This window comes from Amycolatopsis sp. DG1A-15b (genome assembly GCF_030285645.1).
GTDB lineage: Bacteria > Actinomycetota > Actinomycetes > Mycobacteriales > Pseudonocardiaceae > Amycolatopsis.
The window spans coordinates 164,533-183,262 of record NZ_CP127296.1; the positions used below are offsets into that span (position 1 = coordinate 164,533).

Genomic DNA, 18,730 nt, shown 5'->3' on the forward strand with positions numbered 1-18,730 from the left:
GTAACACGTTCTAGTGAGCGGGGACACAGTGCGCCGATCACGGCACAGTGGTTTTGAGCCGGGTTCGCGGGCCGTATACTTAGCGGAACGAACTACCGGGAACCCATCAGGAACTATGTCGTTCCGCGCAGCCAGATCGTTACCGTCCGACGTCGTCCGAGGCGCTCTGAAGTGCTGCTGCGGTGTTTCCCAGGTGTTAAAGTCGCGCTAACAAGCGGGCCATCGTCGTCCCGTGCGCTCCCCCGGCCGGTAGCCCGGCCCCGCACGACAAGACGACGAAGGAGGTCCCGTTGATCTTCTCCGCCATGCCCGGCAAGCAGGGTCTGTACGACCCGGAGACCGAGCAGGACTCCTGCGGTGTGGCCATGGTGGCCGACATCCGCGGGCGCCGCTCCCACGGCATCGTCACCGACGGCCTGGCCGCGCTGACCAACCTCGACCACCGCGGCGCCGCGGGCGCCGAGCCCACCAGCGGCGACGGCGCCGGCATCCTGCTGCAGCTGCCCGACGCGCTGCTGCGGGCCGAAGCCGGCTTCGAGCTGCCCGAACCCGACGAGCACGGGCACCCCACCTACGCCGCGGGCATCGCGTTCCTGCCGCAAGACGCCGAGCAGCGCCGCAAGGCCGTCGGGCTCGCCGAACGCATCGCCGTCGAAGAGGGCCTGGAGGTCCTCGGCTGGCGGGAGGTCCCCGTCGACGCCGATCGCGCCGACATCGGCCCGACCGCCCGCTCGGTCATGCCGCACTTCGCCATGCTCTTCGTGGCCGGCGACCGAAAATCGGGCGTGGAGCTGGACAGGCTCGCCTTCTGCCTGCGCAAGCGCGTCGAGAACGAGAGCGCGAACGCCGGCTGCGGCACCTACTTCCCGTCGCTGTCCTCGCGGACGATCGTCTACAAGGGCATGGTGACGCCGGAGCAGTTGCCGGCGTTCTTCGCCGACCTGCGCGACGAGCGGCTGGAAAGCGCCATCGCGCTGGTGCACTCCCGCTTCTCCACCAACACCTTCCCGTCGTGGCCCCTGGCCCACCCGTTCCGGTTCGTGGCCCACAACGGCGAAATCAACACCATCCGCGGCAACCGCAACCGCATGCGGGCGCGTGAGGCGCTGCTGGAATCCGACGTCATCTCCGGCGACCTCTCGCGGTTGTTCCCGATCTGCTCCCCGGACGCGTCGGACTCGGCGTCCTTCGACGAGGTGCTCGAGCTGCTGCACCTGGGCGGCCGGTCGCTGCCGCACGCGGTGCTGATGATGATCCCGGAGGCGTGGGAGAACCACGCCACCATGAAGCCCGAGCGCCGCGCTTTCTACCAGTTCCACGCCAGCTTGATGGAGCCGTGGGACGGCCCGGCCTGCGTCACCTTCACCGACGGCAGCCTGGTCGGGGCGGTCCTGGACCGCAACGGCCTGCGCCCGGCGCGCTGGTGGCGCACGGCCGACGACCGCGTCGTGCTCGCCAGCGAGGCCGGCGTCCTGGACGTCGCTCCGAAGGACGTCGTCGCCAAGGGGCGGCTCAAGCCCGGCAAGATGTTCCTGGTCGACACCGAGGCCGGCCGGATCGTGGACGACGAAGAGGTCAAGTCCGCGCTGGCCGCCGAGCTGCCCTACGACTCGTGGCTGCACGCGGGCCTGCTCAAGATCGCCGAGCTGCCCGACCGCGACCACGTCGTGCAGAGCCACGACTCCGTGCTGCGGCGTCAGCTTTCCTTCGGCTACACCGAAGAAGAGCTCAAGATCCTGCTCGCGCCGATGGCCGAGAAGGGTGCCGAGCCGATCGGCTCGATGGGCACCGACACCCCGCCCGCGGTGCTGTCGAAGCGGTCCCGGCTGCTCTACGACTACTTCAAGCAGAACTTCGCCCAGGTGACCAACCCGCCGCTCGACGCGATCCGCGAAGAGCTCGTCACCTGCATGGCGCGGATCATGGGCCCGGAGCGCAACCTCCTGGCCCCGGGCCCGGCATCGTGTCGCCACCTGAAGCTGCCGTACCCGGTCATCGACAACGACGAGCTCGCCAAGCTCATCCACATCAACGACGACGGCGACCTCCCCGGCTTCGCCTGCAGTGTCCTTTCCGGACTGTACGAAGTGGACGGCGGCGCCGAGGCGCTGGCGTCGGCGATCGAACGCGTCCGGCGGGAGGCTTCCGAGGCGATCGCGGCCGGCGCGCGCACGCTCGTGCTGTCCGACCGCGACTCCGACCACCGGATGGCGCCGATCCCGTCGCTGCTGCTCGTGTCCGCGGTGCACCACCACCTGGTCCGCACCAAGGAACGCCTGCGCGTCGCCCTGGTCGTCGAATCCGGCGACGCCCGCGAGGTGCACCACATCGCGCTGCTGCTCGGCTACGGCGCCGCCGCGGTCAACCCGTACCTGGCCTTCGAGACCATCGAAGACATGATCGGGCAGGGCGCGGTCACCGGCATCGAAGCCGCCAAGGCCATCCGCAACTACGTCCAGGCACTGGTCAAGGGCGTCCTGAAGATCATGTCCAAGATGGGCATCTCCACGGTCGGCGCGTACACCGCCGCCCAGGTCTTCGAATCCCTCGGCCTGAGCCAGGACCTGCTCGACGAGTACTTCACCGGGACGTCGTCGAAGCTCGGCGGCGTCGGCCTCGAGGTGCTCGCCGAAGAGGTCGCGACGCGCCACCGCCGCGCCTACCCGGAGAACCCGACCGACCGTGTCCACCGTGGACTCGACACCGGCGGCGAATACGCCTACCGCCGCGAGGGCGAGCTGCACCTGTTCACGCCGGAGACGGTGTTCCTGCTGCAGCACGCGTCCAAGACCGGCCGCGACGAGGTCTACCGCAAGTACACCGAAGAGGTGCACCGCCTCTACCGCGAGGGCGGCACGCTGCGCGGGCTGTTCGCGTTCAAGGACGGCGTCCGCGAGCCGGTGCCGCTCGACGAGGTCGAGCCCGCCGAGGCGATCTTCAAGCGCTTCAACACGGGCGCGATGTCGTACGGCTCGATCTCGGCCGAGGCGCACGAAACCCTGGCCATCGCGATGAACCGGATCGGCGGCCGCTCCAACACCGGTGAAGGCGGCGAGGACCCCGAGCGGCTCTACGACCCCGAGCGCCGCAGCGCGATCAAGCAGGTCGCCTCGGGCCGCTTCGGCGTCACGAGCGAGTACCTGGTCAACGCCGACGACATCCAGATCAAGATGGCGCAGGGCGCGAAGCCCGGCGAGGGCGGCCAGCTGCCGCCGAACAAGGTGTACCCGTGGATCGCGCGGACCCGGCACTCCACGCCGGGCGTGGGCCTCATTTCGCCGCCGCCGCACCACGACATCTACTCCATCGAGGACCTGGCCCAGCTGATCCACGACCTGAAGAACGCCAACGAGCACGCCCGCATCCACGTGAAGCTGGTGTCCGCGCTGGGTGTCGGCACGGTCGCGGCCGGCGTGTCCAAGGCGCACGCGGACGTCGTGCTCATCTCCGGCCACGACGGCGGCACCGGCGCGTCCCCGATGAACTCGCTCAAGCACGCGGGCACGCCGTGGGAGATCGGCCTGGCCGAGACCCAGCAGACGTTGCTGCTCAACGGCTTGCGCGACCGGATCACCGTGCAGGTGGACGGCGCCATGAAGACCGGGCGCGACGTCGTCATCGCGGCGCTGCTCGGCGCCGAGGAGTACGGCTTCGCGACGGCCCCCCTCGTCGTCGCGGGCTGCATCATGATGCGCGTCTGCCACCTCGACACCTGCCCGGTCGGCGTCGCCACCCAGAGCCCGGAACTGCGCAAGCGCTACACCGGCCAGGTCGAGCACGTCGTCAACTTCTTCAAGTTCGTCGCCGAAGAAGTCCGGGAAACCCTGGCGGCGCTGGGCTTCCGGACGCTCGACGAGGCCATCGGGCACGCCGAGCTGCTGGACACCGACGAGGCCGTCGACCACTGGAAGGCGTCCGGGCTGGACCTGACGCCGATCTTCGAGATGCCGTCGGAGACCCCGTACGGCGGCGCGAAGCGACGCACGCGCGGCCAGGACCACGGCCTCGAGCACGCGCTGGACCGCACGCTCATCCAGCTCGCCGAGGCGGCGCTGGAAGACGCGCACCACGTGAACATCGAGCTGCCGGTGCGCAACGTCAACCGGACCGTCGGCACGCTGCTCGGCTCGGAGATCACCCGCCGCTACGGCGGGGACGGCCTGCCCGAGGGCACGATCAACGTCACGCTCACCGGTTCGGCGGGCCAGTCGCTCGGCGCGTTCCTGCCGCGCGGCATCACCCTCGACATGGTCGGCGACGCCAACGACTACGTCGGCAAGGGCCTCTCCGGCGGCCGGATCATCGTCCGGCCCGACCCGGAGGCGTCCTTCGCCGCCGAGGCGCAGACGATCGCGGGCAACACCATCGCCTACGGCGCCACGGCCGGCGAGATCTTCCTGCGCGGCCAGGTCGGCGAACGCTTCTGCGTCCGCAACTCCGGCGCCACGGTCGTCGCCGAGGGCGTCGGCGACCACGCCTTCGAGTACATGACCGGCGGCCGCGCGGTGGTGCTCGGCCCGACCGGGCGCAACCTGGCGGCCGGCATGTCCGGCGGCATCGCCTTCGTCCTCGACGTCGACGCGAAGAAGGTCAACCAGGACATGGTGGACCTGCTGCGCCCGACCGCCGACGACCTGGCGTGGCTGAAGAAGACCGTGCAACAGCACTACGATCTCACCCGCTCCGCGGTGGCGGCCTCGCTGCTCGGCGACTGGCCGCGCCGGTCGGTGGCGTTCACGAAGGTGATGCCGCGCGACTACCAGCGGGTCCTGGACGCGGCGAAGGCGGCGCGCGCCGCCGGCCGCGACGTCGACGAGGCGATCATGGAGGCCGCTCGTGGCTGACCCGACCGGTTTTCTCAAGTACGAGCGCGAAGAGCCGAAGAAGAAGTCCAAAGAGGAACGGCTTTCCTCGTGGGGCGAGGTCTACGCGGACGTCGACCCGGGCGAGCGCAACGACCAGGTGCGCAAGCAGGCGTCGCGGTGCATGGACTGCGGTATCCCGTTCTGCCACTCCGGCGGCTCCGGCTGCCCGCTGGGCAACCTGATCCCGGAGTGGAACGACCTGGTCCGCCGCGGCGACTGGGCCGCGGCGAGCGACCGGCTGCACGCGACCAACAACTTCCCGGAGTTCACCGGGAAGCTGTGCCCGGCGCCGTGCGAAGCGGGCTGCGTGCTGTCGATCTCGCCGCTGTCGGGCGGCCCGGTGTCGATCAAGCGCGTCGAGCAGACGATCGCCGACCAGTCCTGGGAAGCGGGCTACGTCCAGCCGCAGGTGTCCGAGGTGTCCAGCGGGCGGCGGGTCGCCGTCGTCGGCTCCGGGCCGGCCGGGCTGGCCGCCGCCCAGCAGCTGACCCGCGCCGGGCACGAGGTCACGGTGTTCGAGCGCGACGACCGCCTCGGCGGGCTGCTGCGCTACGGCATCCCCGAGTTCAAGATGGAGAAGAAGGTCCTCGACCGGCGCTTGGCGCAGCTGCGCAAGGAAGGCACCCGGTTCGTGACGGGCTGCGAGGTCGGCGTCGACCTCTCGGTGGAGGACCTGCGCGCGCAGTACGACGCGGTGGTGCTCGCGGTCGGCGCGCTGCGCGGCCGCGACGACACGACGACACCGGGCCGCGAGCTGGCGGGCATCCACCTGGCGATGGAGCACCTGGTGCCGGCCAACAAGTACGTCGAGGGCGACGGCCCCCCGGCGATCGACGCGCGCGGCAAGCACGTGGTCATCATCGGCGGCGGCGACACCGGCGCGGATTCCTACGGAACGGCGACCCGCCAGGGCGCGCTGTCGGTGACCCAGCTCGACCAGTACCCGATGCCGCCGTCGGCCCGCGACGACGCGCGGTCGCCCTGGCCGACCTGGCCGTACATCCTGCGCACGTACGCGGCGCACGAGGAGGCGGGCGAGCGGAAGTTCGCGGTGGCGGTCAAGCGGTTCGTCGGTTCCGAAGGCCGGATCACCGGAGTGGAGCTGCAGCAGGTCCGCGTCCAGAAGGACCCGGCGACGGGCCGCCGCGAGGTCATCCCGGTCAACGACGAGATCGAGACGCTCCCGGCCGACCTGGTCCTCCTGGCGATCGGCTTCGAGGGCGTCGAGGAGATGCCCCTGCTGGACGGGCTCGGCTTGTCGTTGACCCGCCGCGGAACCCTGTCGTGCGGCGCGGACTGGCAGACGGAGACGCCCGGGGTGTTCGTCTGCGGCGACGCCCACCGCGGGGCATCCCTGGTGGTGTGGGCGATCGCGGAGGGCCGTTCGGTGGCCAACGCGGTGGACACGTACCTGACGGGCGCGTCGGACCTGCCGGCCCCGGTCCACCCGACGGCGCTGCCGCTCGCGGTCGTCTGATCGGTTCGTTTCGGAGGCCCCCTCGCCATTGGCGAGGGGGCTTTCGGCGTAGCGTCGGGCATTTCTGTAGCGACGCAGGGGAAGCCAGTGGATGGGGAGGATCGTCGATGGCCCAGCCGGCGGACGACGAGCCGGAGAGGATCGTGAACTCGGCCTCCGTCGGCAGAGTGGCCGGCGATCCTGCCGGTTCTGCAGCCGGACGAGCACCCCGGCCTGACCGAGGTCGTCGACCAGTTCATCAGGATGCAGGAGGCTCGAATGGGACCTGACCCCCAGCCCGGCTGACCGGCCTGAAAGCGTTACGCCGGACGGCGGCTGTGCAGTGTGTACACGGCCAACTACTTTCGAGTGGTTGTGTCGCCTTTGCGACGATTCACTTCTGCGGAAGGTGGGGCGTCTTGAAGCACACGAAACTCCGGGCCGCGGTGGTCACCGCCGTCCTCTCCCTCGCGTTCGCCCTGGTCGGCGGCCCCGCCCAGGCCGCGCCCAAACCGTTCTGGACGCCCGATGCCATGCGGGCGGCCGTGCCGATGGACTCGCTCGTCAAAGCCCCGGCCTTCACGCCGAAAGACGTGGCCGCAGGGCAGAGCGCGATCATCCGGAGCATCCCGAACGGCGGTGGGCCCTGGACCGGCGGCGGCAAGGTCACCACGACCGCCGGGCGCGTGTTCTTCCTCTTCAACGGCCAAAAGGCCTCCTGCTCCGGGGACGCCGTCACCAGCACCAACGGCAGCGTCGTCGTCACCGCCGGGCACTGCGTGAAGTACCAGGGCACCTGGCACACCCAATGGGTCTTCGTGCCCGGCTACAACAACGGCAACGCCCCCTACGGCCAGTGGACGGCGAAGACCACCCTCACCACGCCGCAGTGGGAAGCCAGCGAGGACATCAACTACGACGTCGGCATGGCCGTCGTCAACCCGCTGAACTCCCAGCGGCTCACCGACGTCGTCGGCGCGCAGGGCATCGCCTTCAACCAGCCGAAGAACCAGAGCATGTACACCTTCGGCTACCCGGCCGCGGCGCCCTACGACGGCACCAAGCTGATCTACTGCAGCGGCACCACCTTCACCGACTTCCTGCTGACCAAGGACCACGGCATGAGCTGCAACATGACCGGTGGCTCCAGCGGCGGCCCCTGGTTCCTCTCGTTCAACGAGGGCACCGGCGCCGGCGTGCAGGCCTCGGTGAACAGCTTCGGCTACAACTTCCTGCCGGGCTACATGTTCGGGCCGTACTTCGGCACCGACGCGCAGAACCTGTACAACCGCGCGCAAGCCGCGTGACCCACGTCAGCCCAGGGGCGGAGCCGGAGCTCCGGTCCCTGGGCTGACGTCCGCGCGGGCCCGCCGCGGCAGGGTCGGGGCATGCGAAAAACGCTGATCGCGCTGGCCTTCCTGCCCTTGCTCGCCGCGCCGCCTGCCGAGGCGGCCCCGAGACTGCAGTGGACGGCCCCCTGCCCGGACTACGGCATGTCGCCGTCCCCGACCGCCGGCCTGGAATGTGCCACCCTGCGCGTGCCGCTCGACTACGCGCACCCGGTCCGCACCATCGAGCTCACCCTGTCCCGCCGCCTCGGCACCCCCGGGAAGCGCCGCGGCGTGCTGCTGATGAACCCCGGCGGGCCGGGCAGTCCCGGGCTCGCCATGCCCGCCCAGCTGCAGCAGCGCATGGGCGGCTCCGGCCTGCCGGACGCCTACGACGTCATCGGCTTCGACCCCCGCGGCACCACCTACAGCACGCCGGTCACGTGCGGCATGACGACCCCGGAGGAGCGCGGCGCCGTGCTCGGCCCGTACGCCGACGGGCCGCGGGACGTCGTCGCCACGGCGGCGAAAGCGCGGGCCGTGGCGGTGCGGTGCGGCTCCGCGTCCACAAAGGATCTCTTGCCGCACATGACCACCGCGAACACCGCCCGCGACCTCGACCGGATCCGGGAAGCGCTGGGGGAGAAGAAGATCTCCTACTACGGTGTCTCCTACGGCAGCTACCTCGGCGCCGCCTACGCGTCGATGTTCCCGGGCCGCACGGACCGGATCGTGCTCGACAGCGTCCTCGGCCCGCGTGGTCTCGACGTCCGCGCCAACCAGCGCTTCGCGGAGGGGTTCGAGGACCGCTTCCCGGACTTCGCCGCGTGGGCGGCCCAGCGCGACGACGTCTACCACCTGGGGCGGATCCCGGCGGCGGTGACGGCGAAGTTCTTCGAGCTCGCCGCCGTCCGCGGGCCCGGGTTCCGGTCCGACACGTGGAACGGCCTCTACGACGACGCGTCCTTCCCGGCCGTGGCCCGGGAGTGGGCGGGCACCGCGCGCGCCGCGGCCGGGCCGCTCGACGGCGACAACCACGCCGCGCTGCAGCTCCAGGTGCTCTGCAACGACGCCGACTGGCCCGAGCAGGTCGGCTACTACCAGCGCGCGGTCGAATTCGAACGGGCGCGGCACCCGATGTTCGGCCCGGCCGCGGCGAACGTGAACCCGTGCGCGTTCTGGCCCGTCGAACGCGCGGAGCCGCCGGTGCACGTCGGCGGCCCCGGGCCGGCGAACGTCCTGCTGGTGCAGAACCTGCGCGACCCGGCGACCCCGCTGTCCGGCGCGCGCGAGACGCGGGCGGCGTTCGGGGCCCGCGCGCGGATGGTCACCGTCGACGCCGGCGGGCACGGGGTCTTCACGCGGGAGAACGCTTGTGGAAACGCGGCGGTGCTGGGCTACCTGCGTGACGGGGTCTTCCCCGCGGCCGACGGGTCCTGTCAGTCGGGAGGATGAGGGGGGTCATTTCCCTCGGAGGAAATGACTGCTGGCGGCGGGCCTGCCGGCGGCCCCTTCGGCGTCGGCCCGGACGGCAACTCCCGCTGCCTGCCGGCGGCCCCTTCGTCCAAGCCGCCGTTCACCGCGATCGCCGAACAGAACGGCGGTCAGGACGAGTGGTGCCTGTGCACAGCTCCGGACTACCGCGGCTCGTTGCTCAGGATCCCGCCGTTCTCCCGGGCGTACGCCGGCGCGACGTTCGCGTCCGGGCGGCCCTGCTGAGTTCCGGGGCCGGGTCGGGGCGGCGTGCGGACCCGCACCGGACCCCGGTGGCCAACCGGGCGGAGGGGGCCGCGGCGCGAACCTTATCCTGGTCTGCGTGAACTGGACTGTGGACGTCCCCGTCGACACACTGCCCGAGCTGCCGCCGCTGCCGCCCGAACTGCGGACGCGGCTCGACAAGGCGCTGGCGCTGCCGGCCGCGCAGCAGCCGGAGTGGCCCGACCCCGAGGCGACCCGGCGGGTCCGCGGCGTGCTGGAGAGCGTGCCGCCGATCACCGTCCCGGCCGAGATCGACCGGCTGAAGGGCCGGCTGGCGATGGTCGCCAACGGCGAGGCCTTCCTCCTGCAGGGCGGCGACTGCGCGGAGACGTTCGAGTCCAACACCGAGCCGCACATCCGGGCCAACCTGCGCACGCTGCTGCAGATGGCCGTCGTGCTCACCTACGGCGCGAGCCTGCCGGTGGTCAAGGTCGGCCGCATCGCCGGCCAGTACGCGAAGCCGCGCTCGGCCGCGACGGACGCGCTGGGCCTGCCGGTGTACCGCGGCGACATCATCAACTCCCTGGTCGCCAAGCCCGAGCTGCGCGTGCCGGACCCCGGCCGGATGATCCGCGCCTACGCGAACGCGGGCGCGGCGATGAACCTGGTCCGCGCCCTCACCGCCGCCGGCATGGCCGACCTGCACCAGGTGCACGACTGGAACAAGGACTTCGTGTCGGCGTCGCCGGCCGCGCAGCGCTTCGAGTCGCTGGCCAACGAGATCGACCGCGGCCTGCGGTTCATGAGCGCCTGTGGCGTCACCGACACCTCGCTGCAGTCCACCGAGATCTTCGCCAGCCACGAGGCGCTGCTGCTCGACTACGAGCGTTCGATGCTGCGCCTCGACAACGCCGACGCCGCCAACCCGAAGCTCTACAACCTCTCGTCGCACTTCCTCTGGATCGGCGAGCGGACCCGCCAGCTGGACGGCGCGCACATCGCGTTCGCCGAGCTGCTGGCCAACCCGATCGGGTTGAAGATCGGTCCGACCACCACGCCGGAGCAGGCGCTGGAGTACGTCGAGCGGCTCGACCCGCGCTCCGAGCCGGGCCGGCTGACGCTCATCGCGCGGATGGGCAACGGCAAGGTCCGCGAGGTGCTGCCGGCGATCGTGGAGAAGGTCGAGGCGTCCGGGCACAAGGTCATCTGGCAGTGCGACCCGATGCACGGCAACACCCACGAGTCGTCCACCGGCTACAAGACCCGCCACTTCGACCGGATCGTCGACGAGGTCCAGGGCTTCTTCGAGGTGCACAACAAGCTGGGCACCTACCCCGGCGGCATCCACGTCGAGCTGACCGGCGAAGACGTCACCGAGTGCCTGGGCGGCGCCCAGGAGATCTCGGACGTCGACCTGTCGGGCCGCTACGAGACGGCCTGCGACCCGCGGCTGAACACGCAGCAGTCGCTGGAGCTGGCGTTCCTGGTCGCGGAGATGCTCCGCGGCTGAGGCCCGTTCACGCCCCGGCGCCGCCGTCGACCGGCACGATCGCGCCGGTCACCATGGACGCGCGGTCGCTGAGCAGCCAGGCCGCGGCCTCGGCGACCTCGCGGGGTTCGGCCATGCGGCCGAGCGGGATCGAAGCGTTGATCCGCTCGACGACCCCGGGGGTCGCGGCTTCCCACGCGTCGATCATGTCCGTGGCGGTGCCGCCGGGGGTGATCCCGTTGACCCGGATGCCGTGCGGGGCCCAGGTCACGGCGGCGGTCTCGGTGATGCTGTTCAGCGCGCGCTTCATGGCGCCGTAGGCGGGCAGGGCGGGGTTGGCGCGGCGGCTGCCGATGCTGGAGGTGTTGACGATCGCCCCGCCGCCGCTGCGGCGCATGAGGGCGGCCTCGGCGGTCATGGCGGTCCAGTGCGCGCGGAAGTTCACCGCGAACTGCTCGTCGATCTCGGCTTCGGCGGTGGTCTCCAGCGGACCGGGCTGCTGGATGGCCGCCCCGTTGTTGAACGCCCCGTCGAGGCGGCCGTGCAGCCGCTCGACGTGGTCGACGGCGGCGCGGATGCTCGCGGGATCGGCCAGGTCCAGCGCGACGGCGTCGGCGGTGCCCCCCGCGTCGCGGATCTCGCCGGCGATGCGGTCGAGGGAATCGGTGCCGCGGGAGGCCAGCACGACGGCGGCGCCCTCCCGGGCGAACAGGCGGGCCGCGGCCGCGCCGATGCCGCGGCTGGCGCCGGTGATGAGCACGACCTTCCCGGTGAGCAGGCCGATCGAAGGAAATTCGCTGGTGTTCGTCATGCCCACGACGCTGCCCCGGTCCGCGGCCGGGAGACAGGCATCATCCGTACCAGGATCGGGCACCGGAGGCGTCCGCATACTGAAGACATGGACAAACAGGAGCTCGGGGCGTTCCTCCGCAGCCGTCGTGAGCGGCTGCGGCCGCAGGACGTCGGCCTGCCCGCCGGGCCACGCCGGCGAACGCCGGGCCTGCGCCGCGAGGAGGTGGCGGTGCTCGCGCACATCTCCACCGAGTACTACGTCCGCCTCGAGCAGGGCCGGGCGCCGCGTCCGTCGGGCGAGGTCCTGGCCGGGATCGCCGCTGCGCTGCGGCTGACCGAAGCCGAGTCCGAGCACCTGCACGTCGTGGCGGGCACCGCGCCGATCCGGAGCGGCCGGCACCGCCGTGACGTACGCCCCAGCATCCTGGCGCTCCTGCAGCGGCTGCCGCAGACGGCCGCCTTCGTCATCTCCGCCACGTTCGAGGTGCTGGCCTGGAACGACCTGGCGGCCGCGCTCATGGAGGACTTCGCCGCGGCCTCTCCCGAGGGGCGCAACCTCGCCCGCAAGGCGTTCCTCGGGCCGGCCGAGCCGCCGTACGGGATCTCCGACGCCGCCGAGTTCCGGCTCACCGTCGTGATGGAGCTGCGCGCCACACTGGCCCGCTACCCCGCCGACCCGGCAGTGCGCGGGCTCGTCGACGAACTGCGGGCGGGCAGCGCCGATTTCACCCGGCTGTGGGACCGGCACGACGTGCAGGCGACACCGGTGCTCACCAAGACTTTCCGGCACCCGGTGGTGGGCGACGTGACCGTCGACTGCGACTCGCTCGCCCTGCCGGAGGGCGACCAGCACCTCGTGCTGTACACGGCACCGCCCGGCTCTCGGGGGGCCGAGGCGCTGGCGTTCCTGGAAGTGGTCGGATCGGCGGGCGTCACCCCCTGAGGAGCACCGTCAGGAGGCGTCGAGCAGCCGGGCCGCGGACTTCAGGACCGCGTCCCGCAGCGAGCCGACGTCCGGCACCGCCGCGCCGTTGGCCTGCAGTCCGATGTGGACCGAATCCCGGTACGTCGCGACCGCGATGCCGACCGCGTGGCGCGGGGCCAGCGGTACGAACGGGTAGACCTCCGCCATCCGGGCGCCGTCGAGGGACAGGCGGGCCGGGGGCACCGGGACCGTCGTGATCACCAGGTCGAACAGCATCGGCGCGGCCTGGCCCGCCGTGCGGGCGCCCAGGCGGTGCAGCAGCGGCGGGACGCGGCCGGCCAGCAGCGGCAGCGCGCCGGCGCCGCGGCTCGGGCCCGCCGCCTTGTTGCGGGTCATCGCCCGGCGGACCACCCGCAGCCGCTCGCCCGGGTCGTCCTCGCCGACCGGCAGGTCGCACAGGTACCCCGAAAGCTTGTTGCCGCCGAGCTGCGCACCGGCCCGGCCGCGCACGCTCACCGGAATCAGCGCGCGCAGCGTGCGGCCGTCGGCACGCTGCCCGCGGTTCACCAGCCACTCGCGCAGGGCCCCCGCCAGCACCGCCAGCACGACGTCGTTGGTCGTCCCGCCGTGGGCGCGGCGCACCTGGCGCAGCTCGGCCAGCGGCAGCCGGACGAACCCGAGGCGCCGCTCGGCCGACGGCGGGGCCGATACCGGCGAGAGCGGCGGGCGGGCGGCCCGCACCAGCGACGACGCGATCCCGGCAGCCTCGTGCGCCTGGCCCCACGCCGTGCCCAGCGCGCCCTTCACCGTGTCCAAAGTGGAGCGCGGCGAGGGGATCGGGTGGGCCGGCGCGGAGGTGCGTTCCGGCGGCCTGACGCCGTCGAGCAGCCCGGCCGCGACCGCGTACGCGCCGGCGCCGTCGGTCAGCGCGTGGTGCAGTTTCAGCAGCAGCGCGAACTTCCCGGCCGGCAGCCCGGTGACCAGGGTGAGGTCCCACAGCGGCCGGGAGGTGTCGAGCGGCTCGGCGATCCACCGCGACGCGTAGGCGGCCAGTGGGTCCGGCTCGTACAAGGAACTCAACACGACGTGGTGAATGTGGTCGCCCGCAACAAATCCCGGGTCGTCGGCCCAGCTGGCCGAGCCCGGCGGGAACAGTTCCGCGCGCGCCCGCTGGCGCAGTTTCGGCAACCGGCTGGCCCGCTGCGCGAGCAACGCCGTCAACGCGGCCGGGTCGACCGGGCCGCGGGCGGTGAAGGTGACCACCGCCCCCATGTGCATCGGAGTGGTTTCGCTTTCCAGGCACAGAAAAGCGACGTCGAGTGCGCTGAGCGGCGAGCCTGCCATGGGCGACCTTTCCGGGTTCGCGGGGGGCGCACGGCCACGTGCGTCGGAAGGGAAGGAACCCACTGCACCAGCCCGACGTGACGGCCGGGTGGTCGAAGTGTTTCCACCACGCTAACGAGCGACCCCGTTCATCCATTCGAGATACCCCGGGCCGCGGTGCCCGGGCTCACAGAACGAGAAAGGGATTCATTCCCCCGGCGCAGGGCGGGGTTCTTCCGCCCGGGCGACCGGCGTCCCCCAATCGGGGGTGAGCGCGACCTGCTTGCCGACGCGGCGCACCGGCAGGCCGTTCACCTGGCGCCGGCCGAGCCCCGGCCAGATCTCCGCGGCGTCCTTCGCCGCGGACCGGATCGCGCCGCCGTCGAGCGTCGTGCGGGTTTCCGGGATCTCCCGCTCCGTCCACTGCACGACCAGCTTCAGCGGGCCGGCCGAGGGCAGCGGCCACAGGAACACCTCGTGCTCGACGGCGAACCGCGTGCCGCCGACCGGCTGGGCCCGCAGCACCGGGGCCTCCGGTTCGGACGCGGACGGCACCGAGATCGTCTCGGAGCTCGCCCGGCTGCCGTCGGCGTAGAGCACGCCGATCAGCAGCCCGTTGTAGTCGGGCTTGCGCCGGTGGTCGATCAGCCCCTCGGCGGGGTCCTCGACCAGGCTGTCCCGGGAGTACACCGTGACGCGCAGTGTCACCGCCTCCGGCCACACCTCGATGATCCGCAGCGCGACCACCGTGCGCTCGGACCGGCCCAGCGGCTGCGCCCACGGCAGCACGGCCGGGACGATGTGCTCGCGCGGGGGATCGGTCCAGTGCCGTCCGCTGAACGCGTAAAGCTCCTGCTCCGGAACGGGGAACAGGGGACGCTCACGGGGACCGCCGGTGAAGAAGCTCATCGGACGGCCCGCGAACCACGGTCCGGCACCATGCGCCCACGGTAGGACAAGCGAGCGGGAATTTCCGCCCCCGAACGGGGGTACGGCCCCTGCGGCCCGTGATCCGGGACACAGAGGCCATACGCAGAGCGTGACGGATCAGTCGCTGAGCTTCAGTTCCCCGTTGCGCCGGGCGGACTCGTCGAGCTCCTTCTCGGCCGGCTTGCCCATGGCGTCCATCAGCTGCCGGGCCAGGCCGAGACCGGTCCCGCCGAGCGACAGCGCCTTGGCGAACATGTCGGACATGCCGTCGGCGCCGTTGAGCACGACCATGTGGTCGATGTTGCCGAACGCGCTCGCGCCCGCCTCGACGATCTCCGGCCAGCGTTCGGCCAGCTGCTGCGCGACGACGGCTTCCTGGTTCTCCGCCAGCGCCGCCGCCCGCGCCTTGATCGCGTCCGCCTCGGCCAGGCCCTTCGCCCTGGCCGACTCCGCTTCGGCGAGCCCCTTCGCCTTCGCGGCTTCCGCCTCCGCCAGGCCGCGGGCCTTGGCCGCGGCGGCCTCGGCCTCACCGGTCGCCCGGGTCGCGCCCGCCATCGCCTCGGCACGGGCCTTCGTGGCCTGGGCCTCGGCCTCGGCGGCCGTCTTCACGCGGGTCGCGTCCGCCGCGGCCCGCAGCTCGGTCTCCCTCGCCTCGGCCTGGGCCTTGGCGATCGAAGCGTCACGGGCGGCGTCGGCCGTGGTCCGCGTGTCGTAGGCCTTCGCGTCGGCCGGCTTGCGGACCTGTGACTGCAGCCGCTGCTCGGCCAGCGCCGCCTCCAGCTCGGCGGCCCGGGTCTCCTGGACGACGACCTCCTGGCGCGCGGTCGCCTCGGCGAGCGGGCCCGACTGCGACGCCTTCGCCCGCGCCTGGTCGACCTCGGCCTGGTAGCCGGCCTGCTGGATCTGGCTTTCCCGGACCGCGGCGGCCTTCTTCGCGGCCGAGACCTGCTCGACCTCGGCGGCTTCCTGGTCGCGCTGCGCCTCGGCGATCCGGGCCGACGCGGCGATCGCGGCGGCGTGCGGCTTGCCGAGGTTGTTGATGTAGCCGGACTCGTCGTCGATCTCCTGGATCTGCAGCGAGTCGACGATCAGTCCCAGCTTGATCATCTCGGTGGCCGAGGACTGGCGCACCTCGCCGGTGAGCGCGTCCCGGTTGTGGATCATTTCCTCGATGGTCAGCCCGCCCACGATCGAGCGCAGGTGCCCGGAGAACAGCTCGTGGATCGTGTCGTTCATGCCTTTTTGCTGGTCCAGGAACCGGCGGGCGGCGTTGGCGATCGAGGCGAAGTCGTCCCCGACCTTGTAGATGACGACGGCCCGCACGGTGACCGGCAGCCCCTGCTTGGTGACGCAGGAGACCTGCAGGTTGACGCCGCGGGTGTCCAGCGACAGCCGCCGGGCGGTCTGGAACCCGGGGATGACGTTCACCCCACGGCCGGTGATGATCTTGAAGCCCAGGCTGTCCGCGGTGTCCGCGCGGTCGACGCGGACCCCCAGCCCGGAGATGATCAGCGCCTCGTTCGGTTCGGCCACTTTGTACAGCAGCCGCAGGATCCCGAAGACGACGATCAGCACGGCGATGACGCCACCGGCGGAAACCAGCAGGATTTCCACGAGGCTCATGGCACCGACCCCCTCGCTCTTTTCTGTTGTGCGTGTGTTGGTGCCTCTTCCACGCCGTCAGCGGCTCAGGGGTTGCCACCGTTCGACATAAACCGTGCGCGGGGGTTCGAAGTCGACCACCAGCACCTGCGTTCCCGACTTGAACGTCTCCTCCGGGTCGGCCGGGTACGCGTAGAACGCCTCCGTGCCGCCCCGGACGTTCAGGAGCACCTCGCCGATGAGACCGGGGCCGATCGTGCCCGTCACGCGGCCCCGGCTGCCGATCATCCCCCGAAGCCCTTCAGCTTGACCTTGGAGTTCTTCGCCACGAACGTGCCCGGCTGCGGGTCCTGCTCGAAGACGAAGTCGAACCCGTTGCCGCGGCCGCGGCCGCCGTCACGATCGGCCTTCAGCCCGGCCTGCTCGAGGATCTTCTGCGCGTCGCCGAACGAACGGAACCGCACGTCCGGCACCTGGACGGCGTTGTTGAAGAACACGCCGATCCGCTTCGCCTTCGGCTGCGTGTTCGCCGGCGGGTCGGTGCGGGTGACGGCGCCGCCCGGGACGTCCTGCTTGAACTCCTCGCCCGCCTGGAACGGCTCGAACCCGGCCTGCTGCAGCAGCTTGAACGCGTCGTCCTTGGACTGGCCGGTGACGTCCGGGACCGGCGGCAGCGGGATCGGGCCCTTCGACACGATGATCGTGACCTGGCCGCCGATGGTCAGCTGGCTGCCCGCCGACGGCGTCGTGCGGATGACCGCACCCTGCGGGACCTCGGCGTCGAAGTCGTCGGCGCCGCGCACCGGCGTCAGCTGGGCCGCCTTGATCGCCTGCTGGGCGTCGGGCAGCGCGGTGCCCGGCCGGATGTCCGGCACCTGCGGGCGGCCCTTCGACAGCACCACCGAGACCGTCTCGTTCGGCGAGAGCGACGTGCCCTCGGCCGGGTCGGCGCGCAGCACGGTGTTCGACGGCGCCGTGTTGTCGTACTCCTGGCTGAACCGCGGGTTCAGCTTCACCGCCCGCAGCGCGTCGCCGGCGGCGGCCTGGTTCAGCCCGACGAGCCGCGGCACCCGCGCGGTCTTGTCGCCGCCGGTGTCGGTGAGGATGAAGGCGAACGCCCCGATCAGCCCGCCGAGCAGCAGCACCGCGGCCGCGATCACGAGGATCCGCTTGCGGTTGTCCCGCGGCTTCTCCGGCTCGGGCCGGCTGCGCTGCCGCGGCGGCGGGGTGAGCGACGGCGGGGCCGCCGGCAGCGGAGGTGCGGTGTGGCTCAGCGCCCGTGTCGCGTTCGGACGGTGCACCGGCATCGTCTTCGCGGTGTCCGGCACCTGCGGGATCCGCGGCAGCGTGCGCTCGGTGTCGGCGAGGTCGCCCTGGCCGTGGGACACCGGGATCGGCACGGTCACCGGCAGCAGCCCCAGCTGGGCGCGCACCGCGGTCAGCTCGGTGAGGAACTCCCCGGCGTCGGCCGGGCGCAGGTGCGGGTCCCGCCGCGTCGCGCGCACGACCAGGTCGTCGAGCGCCGGCGGCAGGTCCGGGCGCAGCTCGCTCGGCCGCGGCACGTCGTCGTTCACGTGCCGGTAGGCCACCGAGATGGCCGTGTCGCCGGTGTAGGGCACCCGGCCGGTCAGCATTTCGTAGAGCAGGATCCCGGCCGAGTAGACGTCGCCGCGCGACGACGCCGCGCCGGTCGCGACCTGCTCGGGGGAGAGGTAGGCGACCGTGCCGAGGATGACGCTCGAGCTGGTCGTGCCCGCGCTCGCGACGGCCCGCACCAGGCCGAAGTCCGCGACCTTCACCGCCCCGCCGGTCTGCTGCCCGACCCGGCCGATCAGCACGTTCTCCGGCTTCACGTCCCGGTGCACCAGGCCGGCCCGGTGCGCGGCGGCCAGCGCCGACAGCACGGGTTCGGCGACGCTCAGCGCCAGCGCGACGTCCAGCGAGCCGTGGTCGTCCAGCAGGTCGCGCAGCGTCCCGCCGTCGACCAGCTCCATCACCAGGAACGCCAGGCCCGACTCCGCACCCTGGGGCAGGTCGAAGCCCTGGTCGTGCACCGCCACGACGTGCGGGTGGTGCAGCTGCGCCGCGGACTGCGCCTCCCGCACGAACCGGTCCACGAACGACCGGTCGTCGGCGAAGCGCGGGTCCATGATCTTGATCGCGACCGGACGGTCCAGCCGGGTGTCCGTCCCCCGATAGACGGAAGACATTCCGCCGTGGGCGAGCAGCCGGTCCACCCGGTAGCGCCGCTCCAAAAGCGTGCCGACCAGGCTGGGTTGGGTGCGTGTCACGAGTATGGATCGTACGGAACCGCGCACGCCT

Annotated in this window: 13 protein-coding genes; 7 read left to right on the top strand and 6 right to left on the bottom strand. The window is 71.9% G+C overall.

The features are described 5' to 3' along the window. Positions 1-290 precede the first annotated feature (290 nt). The 6 genes from gltB (at position 291) to QRY02_RS00880 (ending at position 10,857) form a co-directional block, all read left to right on the top strand. Entirely contained in the window at positions 291-4,844 is a 4,554-nt protein-coding gene (gene gltB / locus QRY02_RS00855; protein ID WP_285989571.1) for a glutamate synthase large subunit, read from the top strand. Next, positions 4,837-6,342, top strand: a complete 1,506-nt coding sequence (locus QRY02_RS00860) for a glutamate synthase subunit beta (RefSeq protein WP_285989572.1) — start codon at positions 4,837-4,839, stop codon at positions 6,340-6,342. The genes gltB and QRY02_RS00860 overlap by 8 nt, the downstream gene beginning before the upstream one ends. Before the next feature lie 398 nt (positions 6,343-6,740). Then, positions 6,741-7,628: a trypsin-like serine peptidase gene (locus QRY02_RS00865; RefSeq protein ID WP_285989573.1), complete on the top strand. Its 888-nt coding sequence runs from the start codon at positions 6,741-6,743 to the stop codon at positions 7,626-7,628. 81 nt (positions 7,629-7,709) lie between these two features. Next, complete coding sequence (locus QRY02_RS00870; protein WP_285989574.1) at positions 7,710-9,104, top strand: alpha/beta hydrolase; 1,395 nt, start codon at positions 7,710-7,712, stop codon at positions 9,102-9,104. Positions 9,105-9,128: 24 nt separating this feature from the next. Further along, a complete protein-coding gene (locus QRY02_RS00875; protein ID WP_285989575.1) occupies positions 9,129-9,368 on the top strand; it encodes a hypothetical protein in 240 nt (79 codons plus the stop codon). 97 nt (positions 9,369-9,465) lie between these two features. Continuing rightward, entirely contained in the window at positions 9,466-10,857 is a 1,392-nt protein-coding gene (locus QRY02_RS00880) for a class II 3-deoxy-7-phosphoheptulonate synthase (RefSeq protein WP_285989576.1), read from the top strand. Between the two features lie 7 nt (positions 10,858-10,864). On the opposite strand, the gene QRY02_RS00885 is transcribed toward QRY02_RS00880, so the two are convergent. Continuing rightward, on the bottom strand, positions 10,865-11,647 hold the full coding sequence (locus QRY02_RS00885; RefSeq protein WP_285989577.1) for an SDR family NAD(P)-dependent oxidoreductase: 783 nt from the start codon (positions 11,645-11,647) through the stop codon (positions 10,865-10,867). A gap of 87 nt (positions 11,648-11,734) precedes the next feature. Here QRY02_RS00885 and QRY02_RS00890 point away from each other — a divergent pair, with 87 nt between their 5' ends. Continuing rightward, a complete protein-coding gene (locus QRY02_RS00890) occupies positions 11,735-12,571 on the top strand; it encodes a helix-turn-helix transcriptional regulator (protein ID WP_285989578.1) in 837 nt (278 codons plus the stop codon). 9 nt (positions 12,572-12,580) lie between these two features. Here QRY02_RS00890 and QRY02_RS00895 read toward each other — a convergent pair whose 3' ends face one another. The 5 genes from QRY02_RS00895 to pknB all read right to left on the bottom strand — a co-directional run bounded on the left by QRY02_RS00895 (position 12,581) and on the right by pknB (position 18,699). Beyond that, complete coding sequence (locus tag QRY02_RS00895) at positions 12,581-13,897, bottom strand: wax ester/triacylglycerol synthase family O-acyltransferase (RefSeq protein WP_285989579.1); 1,317 nt, start codon at positions 13,895-13,897, stop codon at positions 12,581-12,583. Between the two features lie 186 nt (positions 13,898-14,083). Then, positions 14,084-14,785: a hypothetical protein gene (locus QRY02_RS00900; RefSeq protein ID WP_285989580.1), complete on the bottom strand. Its 702-nt coding sequence runs from the start codon at positions 14,783-14,785 to the stop codon at positions 14,084-14,086. Between the two features lie 138 nt (positions 14,786-14,923). Continuing rightward, positions 14,924-16,429 carry an SPFH domain-containing protein gene (locus QRY02_RS00905; protein ID WP_285989581.1) on the bottom strand — a complete coding sequence of 502 codons (1,506 nt, stop codon included), beginning with the start codon at positions 16,427-16,429 and terminating at the stop codon, positions 14,924-14,926. 57 nt (positions 16,430-16,486) lie between these two features. Beyond that, the gene (locus tag QRY02_RS00910) at positions 16,487-16,696 is read right to left on the bottom strand and encodes an NfeD C-terminal domain-containing protein (RefSeq protein ID WP_013224191.1); all 210 of its coding nucleotides are present in this window, start codon (positions 16,694-16,696) and stop codon (positions 16,487-16,489) included. Then, positions 16,693-18,699 (bottom strand): Stk1 family PASTA domain-containing Ser/Thr kinase, encoded by a 2,007-nt coding sequence (pknB, locus tag QRY02_RS00915; RefSeq protein ID WP_285989582.1) that lies wholly within the window; start codon positions 18,697-18,699, stop codon positions 16,693-16,695. The genes QRY02_RS00910 and pknB overlap by 4 nt, the downstream gene beginning before the upstream one ends. Positions 18,700-18,730 lie beyond the last annotated feature (31 nt).